The following is a 24,268-nucleotide window of genomic DNA, read 5'->3' as shown; positions in this document are numbered from 1 at the left end:
GTGATGCCACCGGGGCATCCAGCTCGAACGATCCACAAGCTAGTTCGTTATGCACCACTATGCGGTGAGTAACACGATTGGACGGATGACATCAGATGAGGAGACCCTGAGCGACGCAGATCACCGCCTTCTCCGGTACATCGCAGTGGGATAAGTGGGTACTCTCAGCACGGACTGCATTAAGTTACTGCTTAGTAATCACTTGAGAACCACTGTCATCACTGGATCCCCACCTCGCAGGCCCGAGGAGCCCCCATGCAACTCGCCGCGATCATTGTGTCGCTGGTACTCGCCGTGGTCGGTGTCGCGCTGTTCGCACGAGCCATCGCCCAGATCTACCGCTCCGTGCGGCTCGGTCAGGACGTGCCGGCAGGCACCCGCACCGACGAACCCGTCCAGCGGACGATCACGGTGGTCAAGGAGTTCCTCGGCCACACCCGGATGAACCGCTGGGGCATTGTCGGGTTCGCGCACTGGTTCGTCGCGGTCGGCTTCTTCTCCCTCGTCCTGACGCTGCTCAACGCCTTCGGTCAGCTCTTCCAGGCCGACTGGGTGCTGCCCGTCATCGGCCACTGGCTGCCGTACGAGATGTTCGTCGAGTTCATCGGCGTCATGACGACGCTCGGCATCCTGACGCTGATCGTCATCCGCCAGCTCTCGAAGCCGGACCGGCCGGGCCGCAAGTCCCGGTTCGCGGGATCCAACTTCGGCCAGGCGTACTTCGTCGAGGCCGTCATCCTCATCATCGGCCTTGCGATCTACTCGCTGCGCGGCCTTGAGGGCGCGCTGGCCGGGGTGCACGGCTACGACGCCGCGTACTTCCTCTCGTACCCGCTGGTCGCGGCGTTCCGCGGAGCAAGCACCGGCACGCTGCAGAACATGATCTACCTGACCGCGATGATCAAGATCGGGACGTCCTTCATCTGGATGATCACGGTCGGGCTCAAGACGGACATGGGTGTCGCCTGGCACCGCTTCCTCGCCTTCCCCAACATCTGGTTCAAGCGGGACGCACAGGGCGGTGTCGCACTGGGCGCGCTGCTGCCGATGGCCTCGGGTGGCAAGGAGATCGACTTCGAGGACCCGGGCGAGGACGACGTGTTCGGCGTCTCGCAGGTCGAGCACTTCTCCTGGAAGGGCCTGCTGGACTTCTCCACCTGCACCGAGTGCGGACGCTGCCAGTCGCAGTGCCCGGCCTGGAACACCGGCAAGCCCCTCTCGCCGAAGCTCCTGATCATGTCGCTGCGCGACCACGCGCACGCCAAGGCGCCGTATCTGCTCGCCGGCGGCGGCAAGAACATGGAGGGCGAGGAGCAGGCCACCGCCGAGCAGCTCAAGGACGTACCCGCCGCGGCTCTCGCCGAGGCCGAGCGTCCGCTGATCGGGACGCTCGAAGAGAACGGCGTGATCGACCCGGACGTGCTGTGGTCCTGCACCACCTGCGGTGCGTGCGTGGAGCAGTGCCCCGTCGACATCGAGCACATCGACCACATCGTCGACATGCGCCGCTACCAGGTGATGATCGAGTCCGCGTTCCCGTCCGAGGCGGGCACGATGCTCAAGAACCTGGAGAAGAAGGGCAACCCCTGGGGTCTTGCCAAGAAGCAGCGCGTCGAGTGGACCAAGGAGGTCGACTTCGAGGTCCCGATCGTCGGCAAGGACGTCGAGGACCTCACCGAGGTCGACTACCTGTACTGGGTCGGCTGCGCGGGCGCCCTGGAGGACCGGGCGAAGAAGACCACCAAGGCCTTCGCCGAGCTGCTGCACATCGCGGGCGTCAAGTTCGCGATCATGGGCGGCGACGAGAAGTGCACCGGTGACTCCGCCCGCCGCCTGGGCAACGAGCCGCTGTTCCAGCAGCTCGGCCAGGAGAACGTCGCGATGCTGAACATGGCGTACGGCGAGGACGACGAGGACGAGAGCACCAAGAAGGCCAAGGCGACGAAGAAGATCGTCGCGACCTGCCCGCACTGCTTCAACACCATCGCCAACGAGTACCCCCAGCTCGGCGGCGAGTACGAGGTCATCCACCACACCCAGCTGCTCCAGCACCTCATCGACGAGGGCAAGCTAATCCCCGTCACCCCGGTCGAGGGTCTGATCACCTACCACGACCCGTGCTACCTGGGCCGCCACAACAAGGTCTACACACCGCCCCGCGAGATCATCGCGAAGGTGCCCGGCCTGCGGAGCGAGGAGATGCACCGGCACAAGGAGCGCGGCTTCTGCTGCGGGGCCGGCGGCGCGCGGATGTGGATGGAGGAGCGCATCGGCAAGCGCATCAACAACGAGCGTGTCGACGAGGCGCTCTCGCTGAACCCGGACATCGTCTCCACCGCCTGCCCGTTCTGCCTGGTGATGCTGACCGACTCGGTCAACGGCAAGAAGAACGACGGCAAGGCCAAGGAGACGCTCCAGGTGGTCGATGTGGCGCAGCTGCTGCTCGACTCGGTGAAGCTCCCCGCCGACCCGGCGGAGGACACGGCCACCGAGGACGCGCCGGAGCCCGAACCGGCGGCATAACGCGCGGAAGAGTCACAGCAGGAGGGGCCGGGACCGCCATCGGGCGGTCCCGGCCCCTCCTGCTGTGTCCGGCCGCCCTCCCCCGGCCCGGCGGCCCTTCCGGGTCGCACCGGCGCAGCCCCTAGGGGATGTCACAGCTCGGCCGCAAAGCCCCGCCTGTACTACCGGGTCCGGCACTCGGCCCCCGGGAAGCGGGTACGTTCGAAAGCGTGGCTGGATTCAGGATCGGACGCGGCCGGGACAACCGCACGTCGCAACAGAACCCGCAGCGGCAGCAGCGGGGACCGCAGCAGCAGCCGTACGGCAGGCAGGCACCGCCTCCGCCGTACGGCGGCGCAGCTGCGTCCCAGCCGTCGCCCCAGCGGGTGCAGCAGCACCAGTGGCCTCCGCAGGCCCAGCAGCCCCACGGCGAGCCGGAGTACTTCGGGGACCCGTACCAGGGGCAGGGCCACGGGCAAGGTCACGGGCAGGGCGGCCCCTACCAGGGGCAGGCCCCGTACGGCGCCCCGCCCGCGGGCCCGTACGGCAACAGCGCGGACAACCCGGGGCACACGCAGGCCTTCAGCATCGGCGAGGACCCGTACGGCGACGGCAACACCTACCGGGCAGGGCAGACCGCGGCCCCGCCCGCGGGGCCGCGCCTGGGCTGGAAGGACCTGCTGCGCGGCATCGTGATGCGCCCGGGACCGACCTTCTGGCAGATGCGCGACCACAAGGTGTGGGGCCCCGCGCTGACCGTCACGTTCGTCTACGGGCTGCTCGCGCTCTTCGGCTTCGACCAGGCCCGTGACGACGCCGTCCACGCGACGCTGTCCAACGCCGTCCCGTACGTCCTGACGACCGGTGTCGCCTTCGTCATCGGCGGTCTGATCCTGGGCGTGGTGACCCATACGCTGGCACGCCAGCTCGGGGGTGACGGGGCCTGGCAGCCGACCGTGGGCCTCTCGATGCTGATCATGTCCATCACGGACGCGCCGCGGCTGCTCTTCGCGCTCTTCCTGGGCGGTGAGAACAGCTTCGTCCAGGTGCTCGGCTGGGTGACCTGGGTCGCGGCGGGCGCGCTGTTCACGTCCATGGTGAGCAAGTCGCACGACCTGCCGTGGCCGAAGGCGCTGGCCGCCTCGTCGATCCAGCTGATCGCCCTGCTGTCGCTGCTGAAGCTCGGCACCCTCTGACGTCTGCGGTTCCGACAGCGGTGAGGCCACCCGGTACGACCGGGTGGCCTCACTGCTGTCTCCGGTGCGTAAGGGTTCAGGAGTTGGAGCCGGAGCGTCCGAAGAACTCGACCTCGGCGATCGCGACCTGCTTCTTGGACGACGTCCCGTAAGCCGTCCGCAGGACGAAGCGGACCGAGGAGACCGTACCGACCCGGAAGTCGATGCGCTGCGGGCCACTGCCCTGGTCGAGGTTGAGGTGGCGCTCGATGATCTTGCCGTCCGACCGGGTGATCACCGCGTCGACACGGTGCGGCCTTGCGGTGTGCGCCAGGTCGCTGGCCTGGATGGAGATGCCGGGCGTGACGATGATGTCGAGCAGCCGGACCGGGTCCTGGAAACTGGCCTGGAGCCATTCGCCGCGGCCGTCCTGCGAGACGCCGGGCTCCCAGTAGGTGTTGTTCAGCTCGTCGAAGGCCTTCTGCGGGTTGTGCCCGGCGTAGGAGCGGGACGCGGTGTACCCGTCGGGCGTGATGGGGGCGCGCTTCGCGAAGTGGTCGCTCACCGCCTGGACCGCCGTACCGGCGTTGGCCACGCCGTAGATGACGAGCCCGAGGGCGGCGGCGCCCGCCACCCAGCTCACGACACGGCCGAACTGGCTGCGCAGCCGGGGCCGGTCGCCCGCCCACGGCACCTCCCGGTTTCCGGCACGCAGCCTGCGCCACCACGGAAGCCTGGCCGGGCCCTCGGGGCGCGTTGCCATGCTCATGCCACAGCGGCGGCAGTAGTGCCGGTCGGGCCGGTTGCCGGTGGCGCACCAGGGGCAGGCGTACCCGCCGTCGCCGTCGGGCGCGCCGGCCGGTCCCTGGACGAGCGGACGCGAGGCGGCCGGGCGGCCCGGCAGCACCGGCGCGACGTGGGAGGCCTCCGGGGTGCGCGCCTCCGGATCGGCGACAGGGACCAGCAGCGCCCGGGCGCGGTCGGTCGCGGCGGCAGCGGCTGCCGCACGGGCCGCCTCGTCGTCCTGCCCGCCGGGCGCGTGCGGGGCGGGGAAGGCCCCGCCGGGCCGGGGCGCCGCGGGATCCGGGCCTGCGCCGCCCTGCGCCGGCTGACCCGGGACCGGCGCGCTCCCGCCACCGGTGTGCGGGGCAGTGGCGTGCGGGGCCGCGCTCTGCGGGGCCGCGCTCTGCGGATCTGCTCCGTACGGGCCTGCGGCGTCAGGGGCCGGCAGGCCCGCGGCCGGAGCTTCAGGACCCTGGGCGGGACGGTCCGCCGGGGCAGGTCCCGTGGGCGGCCCCGACGGGTCCGGGGCGCCCTGCGGTCCGCTGCCACCGCCGCGTACGGCCGGGGTGGGCACGGTGCTCGGCTCGTCGTCCTCGTGCGCGGCCGGGAGCGGGCCGGGTCCGGCCGGCGCATCCGTCCCGGAGCGGGCCTGCCCTGCGGCCGGTCCGGCCGGCGACCAGCTGAGGACAGCGCCACAGCCCTCGCAGAAGGAGTGGCCGGGAGTCGACGGCGTACCGCACTCGGCGCAGGTGCGGGTCCGCTCCCGCGTCTGTCCCGGGTCGGCGCCTGGGGGCTGAGTGGTCATGTGCCGGTGATCCTTTCGACCGCGGTCACCTGGACCGTGAAGGGCATGTGGGCGGGGCGGGCAGCTTCGACGAGGCTCTCCAGGCGGTGCTGGTCGCCGGGGGCCGGGTCGGGCAGGGCAAGTGACACATGCAGGCGCGGGCGGCGGTCACCGGGGACGGGGCCGAGCGGGCGGGCGTCCCAGTTCGCCGCGCCGCTCTCGGTGATCTCAGGTTCGACCCCGAACGTCAAACGGACCGCCTCGGCGAGACCCCGCCGGGTGCCGCGGATGCGGTGCAGACGGGAGGCGGCGGCCACCGCTGCCCGGAGCGCGGCTTCGCCCTCCGCGCCGCCGGTGCGGTCGGCGCCGTCCGTCTCGGCACCCACCCACTCGGCGAGCCAGCGGGTGAAGTCGGCAGGCGCCAGCGACGGGGTGAAATAGGAGTCGAGGCAGTCGAGCACGTTGTGGATCGGGGCGAGTACCTCGTCGAGACCGGCGACGAAACGCTGTGCCAGGTCGTCGTCGGCGAAGACCGCGGGGAGCATCAGTCCCAGCGGCGAGGAGGAACCGAGCCCGTCGACCGACCCCCTCACGATCCGTCCCCGATGACCCGGACCCGGTGGTCGAACGAGAAGACCAGCGCCGGGGGCGCCAGGTCGATCCGCTCGGTCGGGTCGCCGCGCTTGCCGGTGAGCGGGTCGGCCGGGTGGAGCAGCACCTCGTCCACCAGCTCCACGCCCGGGACCCGCTGGAGGACCGCGAAGACCTCGCCCGACTGCACCGGGCGCCCGAACGGCCACCCCGTGCCGTGCGCGCCGCCGGTCAGCGGGTCGAGGTGCCGGTAGAGCGCCTCGTGCGCCTGCCGCCTGACCTTGTCGGTGTCGGCGCCGCGGAAGGCGTGCAGCGTCGCGACCACGGTGACGCCCTGGTAGTAGGGCGGACCCACGGCCAGCCGGGTGCCGAGCAGCCGCCGCTCGTCGAGATAGCGGGTGATCCGCTCCAGCAGCGCGTCACCCGGGACGAGTTGCTCGAAGCGCAGCCAGCCGCCGGCGTCCGGCACCGCCTGCGGGACGACCAGGACCCGTACGGCATGCGCGCCGTGCTCGTCCGAGTCGCCTTCGAGGCAGGTGATACGGGCGGTCTCCGGGGCGGCACGCCTGGCCAGCTCCTCGTAGTCCCGCAGGGTCACCGCGCGGTCCTGGGCGCGCAGCGTGATCGGGGCGCGGGACTTGGCCTCGTCGACGGTCTCGCCGTCGACTCCGCCCCTGGCCGCCTCGCGGTTGATGACCTCGGAGACGTACGGGACCGAGTTGCGCAGCACCTGCACGGCACCGCGGGCGACATTGCCGGCCCGCCCGCCGCCGGTCCGGTAGTTGCGGGCGCGGATGACGGCGCCCTTCGGCGGCACCGCGCCGTACTGGTGCATGCTGCCGTCGGCCTCGCGCACGGAGGGGCCGAAGGCGATCTCGCCGGTGGCCGCGTCGAGGGTCAGGTGACGGTCGCCGGGCCCGGAGGCGGCGAAGTGCGGGACGACGTCCCAGTCGGTCCAGCCGTCGCGCTCGGCTATCTGGAGGTTCAGCGGCGGTGTGTCGCCGACGACCGGGTATTCGGCGAGCCGCAGCCGCTGGCCGGGGAGCCCGGTGGACTCACCCAGCGCCTCGTCGCGCACGGTCTCGGCGTGCACGGCCCCGGTGGTGCCGCCGATGGTGAAGGCCTCGGCCGACCGCACGGTGGGCGACAGCGTGTAGAAGGGCTGTCCGGGGGCCGGTTCGGTGACCCGGCAGCGCAGCCAGCCCGCCTCGCGGCGCCCGGTACGGGACTTGGAGTGGCCGCCCGGGATGTGCAGGACGACCTCGCCTGGACGGTTGAGACCACCGGTGCCGTCCCGGTCGACCTCGCAGGCGGTCCAGCCGTCCTCGGTCCACGCCTCCCAGACCAGCGGGGGCTGGCGGGGGTCGACACCGACACCGTCGACACGGCTGTCGAGGGTCAGCGCCACCGCGCAGTGCGGGACGGCCGCCGTGAGGCCGAACATGAGGCAGTCGCCCGGCTGCGGCGACTCGGAGAAGCAGAGCAGGTCCTTGCCCTCGGCCAGCTCGGCCGTGCGGTCGGCCGCCGTCTCACCACTGCGCTGCACCACGAGGTAGGCCAACTCGCAGGAGAAGATCCTGAGTTCGCGCTCGGTGGCGAAGACGACCGCCTCCTCGCTCTCGGTGCGGGCGGTGGCCACCTCGGTGCCCACCGGCAGCCTGAGCGCCTCGTCCAGCGGCGCCGACAGCCAGAAGGTGACGTCGGTACGCGCCGCCGACGGCGGGAACAGTGTGATCCCGATGAGGTCCAGGAAGGCCAGGTGGTTCTTCTCCGGGACACGGTTGAGCCGGTAGACGATCTGGTCGGCCATGTGGGCGACCGTCTCGACGAGCGTGACGCCGGGGTCGGACACGTTGTGGTCCGTCCACTCCGGGGCGCGCTGCTGGATGTAGCGCTTGGCGTCGTCGACGAACTGCTGGAAGCGGCGGTCGTCGAGGTGGGGAGAGGGCAGTGCCATCAGCGTTCGCTTTCGGTGGCCGGTCCCGCATCCGAGGACGGCTCGTCGTGGGAGGGAATGACGTAGAACGGGAAGACCAGGCTGCGCGGGTTGTTGGTGCCGCGGATCGAGTACCGGACGTCGATGAAGAGCACACCCTGCTCTTCCCCGGCGCTCACTTCCACGTCCTCGACCTCGATGCGCGGCTCCCAGCGGTCGAGGCTCGCGTACACCTCGTGCTGGATGCGGCCGGCCGTCGCCTCGTTGACCGGGGCGAAGACCATGTCGTGGATGGCGCAGCCGAAGTCGGGGCGCATCGGCCGCTCCCCGGGGGCGGTGGCGAGGACGAGCCGGATGGCCTCCTCGACCTCGCGCTCCCCGCTGACCATGGCGATGCCGCCTGTGGGGCCGATGCGGAGCGGGAACGCCCAGCCGGTGCCGACGAATTGCTCTGCCATGTCAGACCACCGGAATATCGTTGGCGAAGACGAGACCCAGCAGGTCCACCCTGACGGCCTTGATGCCGATGTCCGCGACCGCGTTGAGCTGGATGCTGCCGACGGCGTCGATGGTGGCCAGGCCTCCGACGTTCATGCCCAGTTCGCCGCCCGCCTCCATGTTGAGCGCACCGGCGGCCTTGGCATTGATGACCGACCCCGTCAGGTCGAGCATCCCACCGCTCATGATCGAGATCTTGCCGCCTGCCTTCAGCGAGAGGTCCTTGCCCGCCTCGACGGTCACCGACCGGGTGCCCTTGATGGTGACGGAGCCCTTGCTGTCGACGGTGATCTCGGTACGGGTGCGGTCCAGGTTGATGGTGAGCCGGTCGTCGCCGCTGCTGATGCGGACCCCGCGTTTGCCGCCGGTCCGCTGGTCGAGCAGGTCGAGACGGTTGTTGCTGCGGTCGGCCAGCGTGTGGCGGGTGGCCCGGCCGCTGGTGCGGTCGTACGGCTGGACGTCATTGGTGCCCGGCTTGTCCTTGCCGTTGTAGAGACCGCCGATCACGAACGGGTGGTCCAGGGCGCCACGGTCGAATCCCACCAGCACCTCGTCCCCGGCGTCGGGCGCGATGAGGCCGCCGCCCTTGAACCCGCCGAACTGCACCGTACGCGTCCAGTCACTGATGTACGTATCGTCGAGCCAGGGGAAGCGGAGCTTGACGCGGCCCTGCTTCAGCGGGTCCTTGATATCGGTGACCAGCGCGTTGGCGACGCTGGGCAGCCGGGCCGACGGGCTCGCCCCGCCTGAGGTGAGGCCGTACGTCGAACGCCACTGGCGTCCGCTGACCGTCAGGAAGCACTCGTAATGCCGGCCGTCACCGAACGAGTGGCGGGCGGCCGTCACCGTGTACTTGCCCTCGAACGGGTCGCCCACGTCGGCGAGCGCCACCGGGACCCCCGGCCGCAGTTTGGGGTTGCCCCGGACCGTCACCTCCAGCTCGGCGAAGGCCGCGGTGACGTCGTCGGCGAGGGCCGATGCGGCGTTCTTCACCTCGCTCTGCTTGTCGTACGGGGTGTCCGTCTCGACCAGGGTCGCGGGCCCGAACTTGCTGCTGGCCTTCGCGGGCGTGGAGCCGATGGATATCCCGGGGGTGGAGGCGGCGGGGGACTTACCGATCAGATCGCGCTTGGCCGTCACGTCCCAGCCGCGTGCCTCCACGGAGGACACCTGGTCGGCGGAGGTGACCGCGGCACGGCAGCGCAGGATGTCGACCCCCGCCTCCAGGACGAACGGGCTCTTCTCGCTCGGCGTGCTCACCGGCGGCGCGCCGGACGCCGGATCGGCCTTGGCGAACTGGAACTTGCCGTCGGAGTCGACGGACAGCACCCGCTCGTTCTCGTCGGCGAGCCGGCACAGGAAGTCCCAGTCGGTGACGTTGGCCTGGGTGATGTACTCGTAGATGCCCTTCGTGGCATCGATGGTGCCGATCTTCAGCTTGTCCTGCCCCGCGAGCTTGCGGGCGATGTCGGATGCCGTCATGTTCCGGTACCCGACCACCCGCCGCTGCCGCAGCATCCGGTGACCGCCGTCGTAGCCCCGGATGACCGTCATGGTGCCGGTGCCGTCGTAGTCGATCTCCAGGCCGGTGATCTCACCGGTGATCAGCGGGGACTGGGCCCCCTGGCCGTCGGCGACCGGCGCGATGACGATCTTCTTGCCGATGTCGGCACCGGAGTCGGAGAGCACCTTCTTCTTGTGGTCGCGGAAGGTGAGCTGGAAGGCGCCGGGTACCCCCGCGCCGAAGTCGACCCAGCCCGCCACGAGCAGCGAGGCGAGCTCCTTCGTCAACGGCGCCCCGCCGATGGTGACATGCAGGACGTTGGAGTAACCGATCTTGGTCATCAGTGGCCGACCTCTTCGGCGGCAGGGAGCATGAGTTCGGTGCCCGGGCTCAACTGTGTCGGGTTGTCGATGCCGTTGGCCTCGGCGATCGTCCGCCAGACGGTGGCGTCCCCGTACTCGCGCCAGGCGAGGAACTGGAGCGAGTCACCCGCGACGACCCGGTGCACCCGGCGTGCGGTGAGCGCCCCCGATGTGGGGTTCTGCCCGGCGGTCTTGCTCGGGATCTCGTGCAGGTGCACCTGGCAGGTGGCGCGGATCGGCACACCCGTGGTGCTGAAGAGGCTGTACGAGGCGTCGACCGAGCTGACGTACGCCGTGAAGCGCGCAGTGGAGAACGCACCCCACTGGAAGACCACCCACGGCGTCGACGGCTGCTTCGCCGCGATGCTGGCCGCGGTCACCTCGCAGCAGGAGAAGAGCGATTCGACGTTCTTCCGCACATCGTTGCTGTCGGGCTCGTCCGAGGTGTCGAGGAACACCTCGACGGTCATCTCGCGGGGCTCGGGCCCCATGAACTCCGGCACGGCGCCGTCGCGCACCGCAGCCGTCGGCGTGGTCTTCCACTGGGCGCGGCGGCTCAGCGCCAGTTGCGACGGGTTGAAGTCGAAGTTGAACGTGCGGATCAGCCCGCCCGGCGTGGTGCTGTAGCCGACGGGCGGCTGGTGGATCGCCAGCGTGGCGCGCACCAGGCTCTTGCCCGCGCCGCCCTTGCCTCCGGTCTTCGCCATCTGCGGTCCCCCTAGTCCGTGAATCCGTGGTGGGTGATCTCCAGGGTCTCGTTGGCCACCGACGGGTTCGACGGGTTCAGCGAAGGACCGCGCCAGCTCACCGGCAGGACATCGATCAGTCCCCAGCGGGCGACCAGTGAACCGTCGGCCCGCAGGGCGGAGATCTGTGCGGTGGGCCGGGTGACCCCGGTGGTGATGGAGGAGATCCAGGCCGCGACCTTGGAGGTGTCCGGGGTGAGCGGACGGGTCAGCGTGATGTTGGAGAAGGTGACCCGGGACGGGAGCTGCCAGACGAAGCCGTTGTTGCCGCCCTCCTGCCGCTGCTCGATCTCCACCTGGGAGGAGAGCCCTTCGCAGCCGTTGAACGTGCCCAGGCTCTCTCCGTCGATGGACAGGCTGAAGAAGATGGTGGAGCCGGGATCCTGGTCCTGGGGCATCGGGTGCGGCTTTCCTTCCTGCGGATCGGTGCGCGTGGTGCGGTGGTGCGGTGGTGCGGTCTGCCGGTGCTTCGGTGCTTCGGTGCTTCGGTGCTTCGGTGCTTCGGTGCTTCGATTGTCGGTGGTGCGGTCGGCGTCAGCGCCGGGGGTCCCGGAGTCTGCCGATCCGTTCACGGTCCATGCGCAACTCCGTCCTCAGCAGCCGGGTGATCGGACCGATCAACCGGTGGGTGAGCTCGTCGACCTGACCGTCGGAGAGATCCCGTGCGTCGAATCTGTTCCCGGTCTCCTCGGTGGACCCGTCACAGCGCGGACCGTTGTTCACGTTCTGCGGAACCGCACTGTACGGGGGCGGGTTGTCGGCCTGCTCGGTGTACGGGGGCGGGGGTGCGCCGCCACCACCGTTCCCGCCGCCCTGGGTGCTCTGCGACGTGACGTTGACGACCGAGAGCTGCGGGGCCGCGGGCACGGACGGCTTCACCAGCTGGGGCGGCTTCGCCCCCTGCGACGGTGGGGTGCCGGGCGCCCGCTGCACCGGCAGCGCTGCGGGTACGGGTGCGACACCGGCGGCGGAGAGACCGACCACGGGGGTGTCCTGACGCCCCGCGGCAGCCGGCGCGGACGACGCCGGCCCGGGCAGCACGCTCCTCGCGGTGAGAGGGGACGGCGGCATGGGCGTCACCGGCGGCACACCCGGCGCAGCGACGGCCGAACGCTGCACGGGCAGACCGGGGAACGCCTCGGCGACACCGCTGAACCGGATGCCGTCCGACCCGCGCCGCACCGGTGCGCCGTCCTGGCGCGCGGAGCCGGGCCCGCCGGCGGCAGCCGGTGCGGGGAGGGAGGCCCGCTGGAGGGGCGCCGGCGCGGGAACCGCGGCAGACCGCTGGACGGCCGGGCCACCGGTGACGAGCGGCGCGGGCGCCGGTCCCGGCAGCCCTGCCGAGGGCGCCGCGGGGGGCCCGACCGGGGCCGTACGGGAGGCGGCGGCCGACCCGGCCGGGGCGGCGGGAACACTCCGCAACGGTGCGGTCCGCACCGCGCCGGAGGAAGGCATGGCACTGCGCTGGACCACCGGTTCCCCCGAACCGGAGGGGCGGGCCACGGGCAGCGGCGGTTGACTCACCGCTCCCGGGGGCCGACCGGGCTGCTGCACCGACCGGGGTGCACCCGGCGCCGCGGAACGCGGGCCGGTCACCGTGTCACCGGCCGGGCGGCCCTCCGCCACCGGTGCGGCGGCCGGGGCCGCGGGTCCGGCCGCGAGGGGGCGGAGCGCCACCGCCTCCGGAGCGCTCCGCCGCTGCACCTCACCCGTCGCCGGGAACGGCGGCCGTACCGCGCGCGCCGAGGCGAGCGGGCGTGCGGGGGAGGCGGCTCGCGGGGGCACCACGGGGGCCGTCCCGGCGGGCGCACGCTGCACGGGAGCCGACGCAGCCGGAGCGGACGCGGCCGGGGCGGGTGCGGACGCGTCGGCACGTTCCCGTACGGGAGCCGGCGGGCCGGTCAGGCCCTCCGGGCTGCCGGGGCCGGCCGGGCCCGCGGCGCCGGGCACGGGCGTGGACGCGGGCGCAGGTGTGGGGGCAGGGGCGGACACCGGCAGGGGCAGGGGCGGCGGCACGGCTGCGGGCGTGGGCACCGCGGTCGCACCCGGTCCCGTCACGCTCCCGCTGTCCGTGGCTCCCGGGCGCCTCGGCGCCGGAGCGGCCGATGACGCGGCCGATCGCTGTACGGCCGCCGGGGCGGCCTTGTCGGCCGGCGTGCCGACTGGCTTGGACTGCACCGGAGTTGGCCCCTTTCGCTCACCCGAGACCGGCCGGGACCCCGTCGGCGGCCCGGCGAGCGGCGCACCGAGAAGTGGCCTGCGGCGGGGGGCGGGAGGGGGCGGTACGGAAGGAGTCCCGCTCCCGGCGCCGGTCGTGGCTGCGGTCGTTCGCTTCTGGACGGGCGCCGGCGAGGACGGCGCCGGGGTCGCGGGGGTGGACCGCGGCGAAGGCGAGGACGCCCCACCCGACGGCCCGGTCGTGGAAGGCCCGGTCCCCGTGGTCCCCGCGCCGCCGCTCTGCGCACTGCCGGTCCGCGCGCTGCCGGAGGTCGTGCTGCCGGAGGTCGTGCTGCCCGGACTCGTGGTGGGCGGACTCGCGCTGCGCGAAACCGTGTGGGGGCCGCTCGCCGCGGCTGACGGAGATGTTCCGGCGCCCGGAGCCCGGTCTCCCCCGGGCGGCGTGGCACGCGGGGTCTCCGGGCCCGGGGTGGGCGGGCCGATCCTGCTGGAGCGCACCGGCGCACCGGCCACCGACGGGCCGGCCGCCGCGGCGCCACGTACCGGCGCACCGAGGCCGCCGGCGCGGCCCGGCGGCGCCTGCGCTGCCGCACGCTGGACGGGCGCCTGGCCCGACGGCGACTGCACGGCGCGCTCGGGTGCCATGGGGCGCTGAACGGCGTTCTCCGGTACGGCGCTTGCTGCGGTGGAACTCCCTGCTGCCGGGGCGGCAGAGGGCTCCGCCGCGCCACGTTCCGCGGCCGCGCTCTCCGGCCCCGGCGCAGCGCTTCCTGACGCGCTCTGCGACGTCGTGCGCCGCTGGACGGTGCCACCGGCAGCGGGCCCGGCCGACTCCGCAGGGGCGGCAGGTGACGCGGCCGGGCGGTCCGGCGCGGGCGCACCGGGTCGGCCGGGCGCCGGGGGCGCCGGCGAGGCGGGAGCGCCCTGGACTGCCTTCGGCGCCGCACCCGGAGCGCGCGACGGCGCTGCGGGGCGGGTGGCCGGGCCGGACGGCGCAGCGGACGGACCGGCGCCACGGGCAGGCGACTTCGACAGCTGCACGGGAGGACGGACCGGGGCCTGAGGCGTACCCGTGGGACGCCGTACGGGGGCTCCGGGCCCTGCGGCGTTCCCCGCGGCCGGCGTCCCCGTACGCCCGGTGCTTCCTGCGGGGGCGGGTCCGGTGGCTCCCGGCTCAGGGGCCGGGGCCGCGGTACTCGCCCGCTGCACGGGGCGCCCCCCAGGAGGCACAGCGGCCCCGGAGGGCCCACCGGCTCCACGGGACGCGGCGGTTGCCGGGGCGCCGGAAGCCGGAGGAGACACCGGAGACCGGGGCGGGGCCGAAGCACCGGCCGGGGCCGAGGGCCCGGGAGACGGCGGGGAAAGGGCCGGAGCCGGAGATTCCGCCTCCCGGGCGGGAGGCTCACCCGCCTGGGCCGGCCTGGCCGACGCGGGCAGGATCCGCCGCTGCACAGCGGCCGGCGCGGCCGAACTGGTCAGCGGGGCCCGGCGGCTCGGGCTGTGCCGCACCGGCGCGACACGGGGGCCCGTCGGGCGCGCGGCGGCGACCGCCCGCTGGACGGGCGAGCCGGGCAGCAGTCCGGAGCCCTCGTACGGGCCGGGGCCCTGGTCCGGGACAGCGGCGTCGTCGTCGACCACCGCGACCGGCAGCGACAACGCGGGCAGCCCGAAGCCGGCCCCGGAGGGTGCGGCGGCGGGCGTCAGGGCATCACGCAGCAGCCCGCCGGGGGCGCCGTCGAGCACGGCGTGCGAGAGCGACCCGGAGAAGGACGGGTTCTGCCAGGTGGCGAGCCGGGAGGCGAAGTCCGCGGTGGCCACGGCGTGCCCCGAGGAGCGGGCGGTGGCCCGCTGGATCTCGGGCAGACCGTTCCAGCCGCGGGCCGCAGCCGTATCCGGTGCGTTGGCCTCCGGTGCGTTCGCGGCGGGCGCCGGGGCGGCAGCGGGTGCCGTCGCGGCGCGGACGGAGATGTCCGGGCCTGTGTCGGTACGGCCCCGGAACCGGTCAAGGAATCCCATGACGGTGCCCCCGCCCCCTTACCGCTCCGCCGAAGCGCGGGTCACGAGCTCGGCGATCTGCTCGGCGTACCGGCGCCGATCGCGGTGTTCGAGGTCCAGGATGTCCTCCAGGCTCCAGTGGAAGTGGTAGGCGATGTACGCGATCTCCTCGTGGACACGGTCGGTCGCGTACGTCACGATTCCCCCAGGCGGCTCCCGCCGAGTTCGACCTCGAACGGCTGCTCACAGTGCGGACAGGTCACCCCGGCCCTGGTGTGGCCCTCGGCATTGACCTGACGGTAGAAGTCCTGCAGGAAGGCGAGGTCGGAGGCGAACATGTTCTCCACCACGCCGTCGTGCATGTGGGCCACGCTGCCCAGCCGGGTGATGACCCGGCCGAGCAGGACGACCGACAGATACGCGGGATTCTCCTGCACCCGGATGTCCCGCAGCGGGATCAGTTCGTCCCGTGCGGTGGCCAGGCGCATCACACCTTCGCGGTGCACGTTTCCCGCCTCGTCCACGTAGCCGCGCGGCAGCTCGAAGGCGAACTCGGTGCGCAACTCACGGCGTGCGGGCGGCGCTTCGGCCACAGCTGCGACCGGAGCCGCCGCCTCGGGAGTGACCGCGGCGGCGGCCGGAGCGGGCTGGGCAACTGCTCCCCTGCGCATTACTCCATGATCATTTCTTCGTAGGTGATCGTGACGGTCTCGGTGAGGGCGGACGCTTCGCCGGCCTTCACGGTGCTGGCCGAGACCTTGCTGCACCAGGCGTTGCGGAGGTGGTAGCGCTTCACCGGGCTGTTCTGGTAGTCCATCACGATGATGCTGGCGTTCTTGCGGGCCGAACCCATGTCGCCGCGTACGGAGGCGTTGATCCAGTCGTTGAAGGACTTGGACTGGGTCATGCCGCGGACGACCGTGGCCTCCCCGGCCTTCTTCACGCCGGGCAGCTTCTTGGTGATGGGCTGGCCGTTCGACGAGACCTGCTGGAACTCGATGACGTCCTGCGTCATGTCCAGGCCGTTGACCTCCTGGAGGTACTCGACCATGACGCCGTCGATCTGAAGACCGAAATTATGTGAAGTGAGCGAATCGCCGGGCATGAGGCTCATGGACGCTGTTCCTTCTGTTCGCGCTGTCCGTGGTGTCGGTGGTGTCGGTGGTGCCGGTGGTGCCGGTACCGGTGCCTGCCCCCGCACGAGCCGTCACGGCCGGGGGAGGCGGGCGCCGGTGGGGCGCGGGCCGGGCCCGGCGGCCAGGTTCTGGCCGCCGGACCCGGGGCGCGCTGCTACTCCTCCAACTCTCCGCCACCGCTGGAGAACTGGGCCAGCCTGAAGATCACGAACTCGGCCGGCTTGACCGGTGAGACACCGATCTCGCAGATGACCCGGCCGAGGTCCACCGACTCCGGCGGGTTGGTCTCGGCGTCGCACTTCACGTAGTACGCATCCTCCGGGGTGGCCCCGAAGAGTGCGCCGTTACGCCACTCCGTCACCATGAAGGCCGAGATGTTCCGGCGGATCCGGGCCCAGAGGGCCTGGTCGTTCGGCTCGAAGACGACCCACTGGGTACCGGTGAGGATCGACTCCTCAAGGTAGTTGAAGTACCGGCGGACGTTCAGGTAGCGCCAGGCCGGGTCGGAGGAGAGAGTGCGCGCACCCCAGACCCGGATACCGCGGCCGGGGAAGGCGCGGATGCAGTTGATGCCCAGCGGGTTGAGCAGGTCCTGCTCGCCCCGGGTGATCTGCATCTCCAGATCGACGGCGCCGCGGACGACCTCGTTGGCCGGCGCCTTGTGCACACCGCGCTCGAAGTCGTTACGGGCCCAGATACCGGAGACGTGACCGCTCGGCGGGATCAGCCTGGTCTGGCCGCCCGCCGGGTCGAAGACCTTGATCCACGGGTAGTACAGGGCCGCGTACTTGGAGTCGTAACCCGCGGTCTCCTGGCGCCAGACACGGATCTGGCGGGCGTTGAGCCCGGGCGGCGGGTCGATGACGGCCAGCCGGTCGCCCATCAGCTCGCAGTGCGCGATCAGGCCGAGCTGGACGGCCTTGACGGCCTCCAGGTCGATGGCGCCGCGCTGGTAGGCGGCCATCAGGTCGGGGACCGCGACCATCGAGATCTCGTCGACCGCCTCAAGACCGCCGAAGCCGGTCCGGTCGGCGGAGTCGCCGAGGTAGTCGCCGATCCGCACCTGCTCGGCCTGCTGCTGCTCGACCGGGGCCGGCGTGGCCGGGGCCGCGGGCGGCGCGGCGAGCGCGACCGTCTGGTTCTCCGGCCTGGCGACCTGCGCGGCAGCGGCGTCCTCCTGCAGGAGGATCAGCTTCGAGCGCTCCTTGACCTGCGTGACAACGTAGTTGCGGTTGCCCTTCTTGGCCGACACGTCGAAGGTCTCCGCGACCTTCTCGCCGTCCTTGACGACCAGCTTGAAGCGGTCGGCGGGCCCCTCGGAGTCCGCGACCTCGACGCTGATGGAGCCACTCTCGCCGGGAGCGATCGCCGACACGGCGAAGGTGCCCAGCTGCTTCGGCTCACCCGGCGGCAGTGCGGCCTGCGCGGGGCGGCCGGTGACGGCCGCGGGGCTGTTGTGCTCCTCCTCCCCGGGGACTCCCCCGGGGACTCCGCCGACGCGGACCACATAGGCGGCCGAGCCGCCGTTGTTGAAGAAGCCGTAGACCGAGTGCGCCAGGAAGTAACCGTCGGTGAACTCACCGAACGACGCGACGTACTGGGTCCAGTTGGTCACCAGTGTCGGCTCATTCAGCGGCCCAACGGGCGCGAGACCGACAAAGGCGGCGACCGAGGTGCCCACCCCCTCTATCGGACGGGAGCCGCTGGCCACCTCCTCCACGTACACACCTGGTGACAGGTAAGACGGCATGCTCAGCTCTCCTCGGGGTACGAGACACGACCTTCGCCCAGCCTGCGAGAGCGACGGCAGCGGCGAAACGTCCGCCCGTACCTATCCGAGGGCATGAAACATGCCCCGATGGGCAGCCCGACGCTCACGGCCCCCCGGGCCCGCACCTGCCCGGAGCTGCCCGGATGTGCCCGCAACCGGTCTCCGCGCGCCCCGGCCCCTGCTCAGGTCCGCCCGCCGGGTGACGGCGCGACACCGAGTGAACGGCCAGAAGATTACAGCCGGATGCCGCGTTGTCACCCGGCGCGGTCCGACCGCCCCGGAACCGGAGGAGAAGACCGGGGCGGACGGCGTACGGTCCTGGAGGGCCCGCTCGCGTAGCCTGCGTGTGCCGCGCGGTGCCCGTGCCCGCCGCGCCCGCGGACCGGGCACGACGCGAAGGGCATTGTGGGTTGGGCGTCGGGGGCAGTGTGTGTGCCCCGTAGCCTGGTGACATGGCGTCATGGTGGTGGCTAGTGTCCGGCGCGTGAGCATCTGGACCTCTCTGGAGCCCGCTTCCACCACGGTGGACCCGGGCAGTACGGCCACGGTGCGGCTTCGGCTGCGCAACACGGGCGACGTCGTGGACGAGTACCGGTGCGTACCCGTCGGTGACCTCGCCCCGTACGTGACCGTCGAACCGCCGACCATCCGCCTCTTCCCCGGCACGACCGGCACCGTGGACCTCGTCTTCGCCCCGCCGCGTACCCCCGACGCCATCGCCGGGCCGAACCCGTACGGCGTCCAGGTCATCCCCACGGAGCACCCCGAGGCGACCACGGTGCCCGAGGGGAACATCACGATCACGCCGTTCTCCGAGATCCGCGCGGAGCTCGTGCCGCACACCGTCAAGGGCCGCTTCCGCGGGCGCCCCAAGCTGGCCATCGACAACCTCGGCAACACCAAGCTCACCGCTTCGGTCAACGGCAGCGAGAACGGCGACCAGCTCTCGTACGAGGTCCACCCGGCCAACGTCCAGATCGAGCCCGGCCGTGCCGCGTTCGTGAAGGCCACTTTGCGCCCGCGTCAGATCATCTGGTTCGGCCGCAAGCAGGACCGCCCCTACCGCCTCGCGATCCAGCGCTCGGGCACCAAGCCCCTCGACGTCGACGGGACCTACGTCCAGCGCGGGTTCCTGCCCCGCTGGCTGGCCACCTTCTTCGCGGTGTGCATGGCCATCGCGATCATCTTCATCATGGCCTGGTTCACCCACAAGCCCCAGGTCGCCACCCGTGCCACCGCCAAGCCCCAGGAAGCCGGCGTCGCGATCCCCGCACCCTCCGCGACACCGACGCTGCCACCGCCCGCGGCGAGCGTCCCGCCCCCCACCCCGTCAGCCCCCGTCCCCGACACCGGCAGCAGCGGCGGCGGCGCAGGAGGCGGCGGAGGCGGCGGCGGGGGCGGCGCCAAGAAGAAGCCGGCCGACCCCGCGAACCAGAAGCACGTACTGATCAAGAACACGGGCTCGAAGCTCTGCGCCGAACTCCCCGGCAGGGACAAGGGCCAGATCAACGGCTGGGTCATCCAGAACGACTGCAACCCCACGGACGCGGACAACCAGATCTGGGACCTGGAAGTGCGCTACACGCACGACGCCCCGAACCACACCAGCCTCTTCCAGATCCGCAACATCAAGGACCGCTTCTGCATGGACCTGGGGGATTACGCCGCCAGGTCGGCCGGGACCGGGCTCGCCGAGTTCACCTGCGACGGCACCAAGAAGGACAACCAGCTGTGGTGGCTCGACAAGCAGCGGGACGACAACTACCTGATCCGCAACTACGCGAGCAACGACCTCTGCCTGAGCACCACGCAGAACGGCCCGAACGGCCAGCCGGGCGACAACGACGACAACGAGCTCTCGATCCAGCAGTGCGGCGCCACCGACAACAACCACGAGTGGGACATCATCGCGATCCCCAAGAACGCGTGACCCCGGCCTGTCCCGTCCGGAGCCGGGCGGGGTCCTGAGCGGCGGACAGGCGCAGAGGAGCGGGAACAGGCGAAGAGGGGCGGGAGCAGGCGAAGAGGGGCGGCGGGTGAGAACCCGCCGCCCGTCGTTCACCAGCCGCCGTCGTCCAGGACCAGCCGCCCTGCCTTGCGGTACTCGCGCCTGGCGCCCGCCAGCAGGTCGGCGGAGGTGACCGGCGATCCCCGGCCGGCCGCCGCGTACGCCGCGGTGACCACGGCGCTGCGGATCGAACCGCCCGCCAGCTCGAACTCCTTGGCACAGCGGCCCGGATCGATGTCCTCCGCACACGGCACATGCACGAGGCTGTGCCGCCACAGCGCCAGCCGCTGCCCGGCATCGGGGAACGGGAAGTCGACGATCAGGTCCAGGCGCCTCGTGAACGCCTCGTCGATGTTGGCCCGCAGGTTGGTCGTGAGCAGCACGATGCCGTCGAAGGACTCCAGGCGCTGGAGCAGATAGGCGCTCTCCAGGTTCGCGTAACGGTCGTTCGAGCTGGTGACCTCCGACCGCTTGCCGAAGACGGCGTCCGCCTCGTCGAAGAGCAGCACGGCATCGGCGCGGTCGGCCTCGGTGAAGATCCGTTCCAGGTTCTTCTCGGTCTCGCCGACATACTTGTCGACCACCGACGAGAGCTGCACGACATAGAGGTCGAGGCCGAGTTCGGCGGAGACCACCTCGGCCGAGAGTGTCTTGCCGGTCCCTGAATCGCCCGCGAAGAGCGCCAGCGCGCCCCGGCCGCGTCCGCCGCCGGCGCTCAGCCGCCAGTCGCCGAGCACCTGGTCGCGGTGGCGTGCCCGCAGGGCCAGTTCGTGCAGCTGCGCCAGCGGCTTCTCCGGCAGCACCAGGTCGTCCCAGCCCACGTCGGGCCGGATCCTGCGGGCATGCTGTTCGAGCCCCGAAGCGGACTGCTGCCGGGCGGCGAGCCGCACGTGCGCCGCGGTCAGTTCGCCGCCGTCGAAGGCCGCGAGGTCCAGCGCGGCGCGCGCGGTGCGGCGGATACGGTCACCGCCCAGCCGGTAAGGAGCGACGACCGGCGCGAGATCGAAGCCGAGGGAATCCGGCTCTGCCGCCGGTCCGAGCGCCGCCGACCACACGTCGAGGTCACCGGAGCGCTGCCGGGGGGCTTCGAGGACCAGCGGGTCCCCGTCGCACCAGTGCGGATCGTAGGGGCGCCCGCCGGCCATCAGCACGGAGACGTCGTACGGCGAACGCTCCGCCGGGACGCCGTGCCCCCCGCCGCTCCCGCCGCCCGCCTCGCTGCCATAGGCGATGTCCGAAGTGACGTCCGAGGCGACGTCCGCCGCGCCCTGCGACATCAGCGCCCGCAGCAGCGGCTCGGGCTTCGCCGGGACCGGCGCCACCACGATGGGACACCCGCGCAGCCGCGCCTCGCGCAGCAGGGCGGGGAGGACACCCGGTGCTCCCTGCGGAGCCGGGGCCTGGTCCGGAGCGGCCGGATCCGCGGCGGCAGCGCCCTCGCCCGGACCCTCGCCCGGGGTGAGGAGCAGTGCCTCAAGACCGGCTGTGGCCAGTGCGGCTGTGGCGCAGAAGAGGCCGTCGCCCTCCCGCGTCTCGCGGAGGTAGACCGTCAGCCGCCCGGCCGTGAGCCGTTCGGCCAGCCGCTTCACGAGGGGGCCGCCGGCCGGTTCGGAGTCCACGGCGCGGGGCGCCAGCAGCGTGACCTGTCCGGCGAGCGTGGCGTCCGGGGTGTCGTCGCCGAGCAGATGTGCGGTGACCCGGTCGGGCACCCGCAAGGAGCGGCTGAGGAACGGGCGTTCGGCCTCCTCGACCTGTACCAGGCCCAGCGCGACCAGCGGGGCCGACGGATGGAACCGGGCGCGGGCGCGGGCGTCGTGCACCGGCAGACCGCACAGTTCGATGGCGGGCCCGACGGTGGCCCGGCGGCGGCTGACGTCGTCGTTGAGGTAGCCGTACAACGACTCGAAGGTGCGGTCGAGGTCGGGGGCGAGGGCCAGCAGCAGGATCGCCTCGTCCAGCGGGCCGAGTCCGAGCCGTGAGGTGAGACGGTGCAGCCGGTCGGTGCCGCCAGGAGCCCCTGCGGGCGGGGCGGCTGCCCCACCGGGCCCCCGGACGTCAACGGCCCCCGCACCGGGCAGCTCCTCCCCCTCACGGGACACCAGGAGATGCCGTACGGCCTCGTCGGACAGGTACAGCCCCCGCAGCGGGTCTGCGGCGGTCGGGTCGGTGGCGCTGCGCTGCTCCACCAGCTCCGCGACCCGCTCGCGCAGCAGCGCCAGCCGGGCGAGCAGCGCCGCGTCCGGGGGCGTGGAGTCGTGGTCTCCGGGGCCGGGTTCGAGGCCCGGTGCTGCACTGGTCACTCGGGCTGCGCTCCCGTGCTCGTCGCCCCGCCGGCGGCCCCGGGCCGCCGGCGCCCGCCGGTCCGGGCGAAGTGGCGTGGCTGGTGGTCCCGTTGGGGTGAGTCGTCGAGGGTGCCGTCGGTGCCGCGCACCCGCACCCCTGCGCCCTCGGTGACCGGCGGCCCGACCTCGTACTCGGGGAACGCCGGGAAGGGCGCGGTCACAACCAGGTCCAGCGACGGCTTGAGCTCGCCGCCCAGCGCGGACCAGATCTCGGCGAAGGAGCGCGCGTCGGTCTGCAGCCCGGCGATCGTCATGGGCACGGTGAGCCCGAGCTCGGCCAGCGCCCCGGTCAGCTCCTCGGGCGGGAGCACCTCGCGCGGCAGCAAGGTGGCCAGGACGGCGGAGAGCATCCGGTGCTCGTCCTGGGGCTGCTTGGTCCAGGCGGTGATGAGGTACGAGAGCCGGAACCAGCGCGGCGGCTGCCGCCGCTTCAGCACCACACCGCGTTCGTCCTTGATCGCGATGGCGCCGCGTTCACGCCGCTTGACGTCCTCGCGGATGTCGTACAGATAGGCGTCGATCGTCGGTGCGTTACGACGGGCCGCCCAGTCGCGGGTCGGCGCTTCGAAAGCGATCTCGACCCCGGTCCCGGCCAGGGCGCCGCCGGTCAGCAGCCCCTTCAGGACCTTGTCCACCTCGTGGATCACTGTCGCGCCCTTCACTGGTGCCGGTGTCACGGGCGTCACCCGCTCCGGGTCGCGGGTCCGCACCGCCATCCTGCACCCGGGGCGCGCCGGGGCCCAGGCGTGGGAGGGACGGTCCGCGGACAACTCCACCGGGCCCCGAAGGCAGTACGGCTTGCCCTCGGGGACCCGGCGGAAGGGCCATCAGGGCACCCGTGCCCGACCGGAGGTCCGCGCCCGGCGGGGAGCGCCGGCACCGGACCTACCGGGACGAGGTCAGATATAGCCCTCCCTGAAGGCATAAGCGACGGCATGGGCCCGATTGCGAAGGTGGAGCCGGGTCGTGAGTCCGTGCATGACGTTCTTCACGGTGCGCTCGGAGTACGAGAGCTTGCGGGCCACCTCTGCCGTGTCCATACCCTCTGCGACCAGCTGAAGTACCTCCAGTTCGCGCGAGGAGAGCCCCGAAGCGGGCGCCCCCGGCGAGCTGGTGGCCTTCCGCTGGAGGGCACCGACCTGGGATATCAGCCGTCCGAGCAGATCGGAAGGGAGATCTCCCTCGCCCCTTGAGGCAGCGAGGACGGCCTGCAGGAGCCGGTGTCCGGTGGCCTCATGGCGCCAGACAATGGCCGCGACGCCGCTCTCTATGACCTGGAGCAGCTCCGCCTCGCGGATCAGCCCCGCCACCAGCACCGCCCGGGTCCCGTCGATCCGCACCAACCGCCGCAGTTGCGACAGGGTGGGCTCATCCAGCGCATCCGCCAGCAGCACCGCGACCGTTCCCGGCCGGGCGCTCGCCTCGTCGACCAGCTCGATGGCCGGCTGCTGGCGCAGCTGAGTGGTAGCCCCTGCCAGCGAGAGCGGGTCGGACGCATGAATGGCGACAGGGATCCTGGCGTCAGGTCCCGTTGCGTCTAATGACGTCCGCATAGCCAACCCCCCACGTTCTCGCAGAACACCATGATCCGGCGGAATCGTCAGACCCCGCACTTCTGTGGCTGATGGTGCGTCCGCATTCGTGAGTCTGCACGAGATCGGCACGAGACGGACAGCCCGGTATTAAGGCGACCACCGACCGGAAAGCCTCTCACACGCCCGTATCTGATCAGTTACATACCCCGGGCGATCGGAGATGACAGGTCCATGAACTGTCGGAGCGACGGGGGTGTGTTGGACCCGCCCGCCGCTCACCATCCGGCCCGAATCACGTCGGAAAACCGGACAAACCCTGAGGAAATCAGGGCGGTCAGCACCCCCGGCAGCGGAATGCAAAGTCCATGGCCCCGGAAACAACAGGTACAGAACAGAGACAGAACGGAGACACGGAGTGAGCA

Annotated in this window: 20 protein-coding genes; 5 read left to right on the top strand and 15 right to left on the bottom strand. The window is 71.9% G+C overall.

Annotation, left to right across the window (positions count from 1 at the left end; genetic code table 11):
• The first annotated feature begins 255 nt into the window (after window positions 1–255).
• Entirely contained in the window at window positions 256–2,523 is a 2,268-nt protein-coding gene (locus OG917_RS18410; RefSeq protein ID WP_328318699.1) for a (Fe-S)-binding protein, read from the top strand.
• Window positions 2,524–2,732: 209 nt separating this feature from the next.
• Window positions 2,733–3,698 carry a Yip1 family protein gene (locus OG917_RS18405; RefSeq protein WP_328318698.1) on the top strand — a complete coding sequence of 322 codons (966 nt, stop codon included), beginning with the start codon at window positions 2,733–2,735 and terminating at the stop codon, window positions 3,696–3,698.
• 76 nt (window positions 3,699–3,774) lie between these two features.
• Here the strand turns inward: OG917_RS18405 and OG917_RS18400 are convergent, their stop codons facing one another.
• The 8 genes from OG917_RS18400 to OG917_RS18365 all read right to left on the bottom strand — a co-directional run bounded on the left by OG917_RS18400 (window position 3,775) and on the right by OG917_RS18365 (window position 11,952).
• Window positions 3,775–5,265 (bottom strand): NADase-type glycan-binding domain-containing protein, encoded by a 1,491-nt coding sequence (locus tag OG917_RS18400; protein ID WP_328318697.1) that lies wholly within the window; start codon window positions 5,263–5,265, stop codon window positions 3,775–3,777.
• Complete coding sequence (locus OG917_RS18395) at window positions 5,262–5,837, bottom strand: phage tail protein (RefSeq protein WP_328318696.1); 576 nt, start codon at window positions 5,835–5,837, stop codon at window positions 5,262–5,264. Before OG917_RS18395 ends, OG917_RS18400 begins: the two co-directional genes overlap by 4 nt.
• A complete protein-coding gene (locus OG917_RS18390; protein ID WP_328318695.1) occupies window positions 5,834–7,792 on the bottom strand; it encodes a putative baseplate assembly protein in 1,959 nt (652 codons plus the stop codon). The genes OG917_RS18395 and OG917_RS18390 overlap by 4 nt, the downstream gene beginning before the upstream one ends.
• The gene (locus tag OG917_RS18385; protein WP_328318694.1) at window positions 7,792–8,229 is read right to left on the bottom strand and encodes a GPW/gp25 family protein; all 438 of its coding nucleotides are present in this window, start codon (window positions 8,227–8,229) and stop codon (window positions 7,792–7,794) included. The genes OG917_RS18390 and OG917_RS18385 overlap by 1 nt, the downstream gene beginning before the upstream one ends.
• A 1-nt stretch (window position 8,230) precedes the next feature.
• The gene (locus tag OG917_RS18380) at window positions 8,231–10,114 is read right to left on the bottom strand and encodes a VgrG-related protein (RefSeq protein ID WP_328318693.1); all 1,884 of its coding nucleotides are present in this window, start codon (window positions 10,112–10,114) and stop codon (window positions 8,231–8,233) included.
• The gene (locus tag OG917_RS18375; RefSeq protein ID WP_328318692.1) at window positions 10,114–10,842 is read right to left on the bottom strand and encodes a CIS tube protein; all 729 of its coding nucleotides are present in this window, start codon (window positions 10,840–10,842) and stop codon (window positions 10,114–10,116) included. The genes OG917_RS18380 and OG917_RS18375 overlap by 1 nt, the downstream gene beginning before the upstream one ends.
• Before the next feature lie 11 nt (window positions 10,843–10,853).
• Window positions 10,854–11,279: a phage tail protein gene (locus OG917_RS18370; protein ID WP_328318691.1), complete on the bottom strand. Its 426-nt coding sequence runs from the start codon at window positions 11,277–11,279 to the stop codon at window positions 10,854–10,856.
• A 136-nt stretch (window positions 11,280–11,415) separates the two neighbouring features.
• Window positions 11,416–11,952 carry a hypothetical protein gene (locus tag OG917_RS18365; protein WP_328318690.1) on the bottom strand — a complete coding sequence of 179 codons (537 nt, stop codon included), beginning with the start codon at window positions 11,950–11,952 and terminating at the stop codon, window positions 11,416–11,418.
• Here OG917_RS18365 and OG917_RS18360 point away from each other — a divergent pair.
• Window positions 11,951–12,400: a hypothetical protein gene (locus tag OG917_RS18360; protein WP_328318689.1), complete on the top strand. Its 450-nt coding sequence runs from the start codon at window positions 11,951–11,953 to the stop codon at window positions 12,398–12,400. The genes OG917_RS18365 and OG917_RS18360 overlap by 2 nt on opposite strands.
• Before the next feature lie 795 nt (window positions 12,401–13,195).
• Window positions 13,196–13,714, top strand: coding sequence for a hypothetical protein (locus tag OG917_RS18355; RefSeq protein WP_328318688.1), 519 nt, complete (start codon window positions 13,196–13,198; stop codon window positions 13,712–13,714).
• A 1,379-nt stretch (window positions 13,715–15,093) separates the two neighbouring features.
• On the opposite strand, the gene OG917_RS18350 is transcribed toward OG917_RS18355, so the two are convergent.
• The 4 genes from OG917_RS18350 to OG917_RS18335 all read right to left on the bottom strand — a co-directional run bounded on the left by OG917_RS18350 (window position 15,094) and on the right by OG917_RS18335 (window position 17,940).
• Window positions 15,094–15,252, bottom strand: a complete 159-nt coding sequence (locus tag OG917_RS18350; protein ID WP_328318687.1) for a DUF6760 family protein — start codon at window positions 15,250–15,252, stop codon at window positions 15,094–15,096.
• Complete coding sequence (locus tag OG917_RS18345; protein WP_328318686.1) at window positions 15,249–15,725, bottom strand: hypothetical protein; 477 nt, start codon at window positions 15,723–15,725, stop codon at window positions 15,249–15,251. Before OG917_RS18345 ends, OG917_RS18350 begins: the two co-directional genes overlap by 4 nt.
• Window positions 15,725–16,168 carry a phage tail protein gene (locus OG917_RS18340; RefSeq protein WP_327296311.1) on the bottom strand — a complete coding sequence of 148 codons (444 nt, stop codon included), beginning with the start codon at window positions 16,166–16,168 and terminating at the stop codon, window positions 15,725–15,727. The genes OG917_RS18345 and OG917_RS18340 overlap by 1 nt, the downstream gene beginning before the upstream one ends.
• Window positions 16,169–16,344: 176 nt before the next feature.
• Window positions 16,345–17,940 (bottom strand): phage tail sheath family protein, encoded by a 1,596-nt coding sequence (locus OG917_RS18335; protein ID WP_328318685.1) that lies wholly within the window; start codon window positions 17,938–17,940, stop codon window positions 16,345–16,347.
• A 505-nt stretch (window positions 17,941–18,445) separates the two neighbouring features.
• Here OG917_RS18335 and OG917_RS18330 point away from each other — a divergent pair.
• On the top strand, window positions 18,446–19,891 hold the full coding sequence (locus OG917_RS18330; RefSeq protein WP_328318684.1) for an RICIN domain-containing protein: 1,446 nt from the start codon (window positions 18,446–18,448) through the stop codon (window positions 19,889–19,891).
• Between the two features lie 128 nt (window positions 19,892–20,019).
• Here the strand turns inward: OG917_RS18330 and OG917_RS18325 are convergent, their stop codons facing one another.
• The 3 genes from OG917_RS18325 to OG917_RS18315 all read right to left on the bottom strand — a co-directional run bounded on the left by OG917_RS18325 (window position 20,020) and on the right by OG917_RS18315 (window position 23,864).
• Window positions 20,020–22,269 carry an ATP-binding protein gene (locus OG917_RS18325; RefSeq protein ID WP_443058977.1) on the bottom strand — a complete coding sequence of 750 codons (2,250 nt, stop codon included), beginning with the start codon at window positions 22,267–22,269 and terminating at the stop codon, window positions 20,020–20,022.
• Window positions 22,266–22,958 carry a DUF4255 domain-containing protein gene (locus OG917_RS18320; RefSeq protein ID WP_328321989.1) on the bottom strand — a complete coding sequence of 231 codons (693 nt, stop codon included), beginning with the start codon at window positions 22,956–22,958 and terminating at the stop codon, window positions 22,266–22,268. The genes OG917_RS18325 and OG917_RS18320 overlap by 4 nt, the downstream gene beginning before the upstream one ends.
• A 252-nt stretch (window positions 22,959–23,210) precedes the next feature.
• Window positions 23,211–23,864 carry a helix-turn-helix transcriptional regulator gene (locus tag OG917_RS18315; protein WP_328318683.1) on the bottom strand — a complete coding sequence of 218 codons (654 nt, stop codon included), beginning with the start codon at window positions 23,862–23,864 and terminating at the stop codon, window positions 23,211–23,213.
• Window positions 23,865–24,268: the final 404 nt, after the last annotated feature.

The sequence above is a fragment of the Streptomyces sp. NBC_00388 genome (assembly GCF_036061255.1).
Classification (GTDB): Bacteria; Actinomycetota; Actinomycetes; order Streptomycetales; family Streptomycetaceae; genus Streptomyces.
The sequence above is the reverse complement of the archived record's forward strand: the minus strand, read 5'-3'. Positions and strand labels throughout refer to the sequence as shown.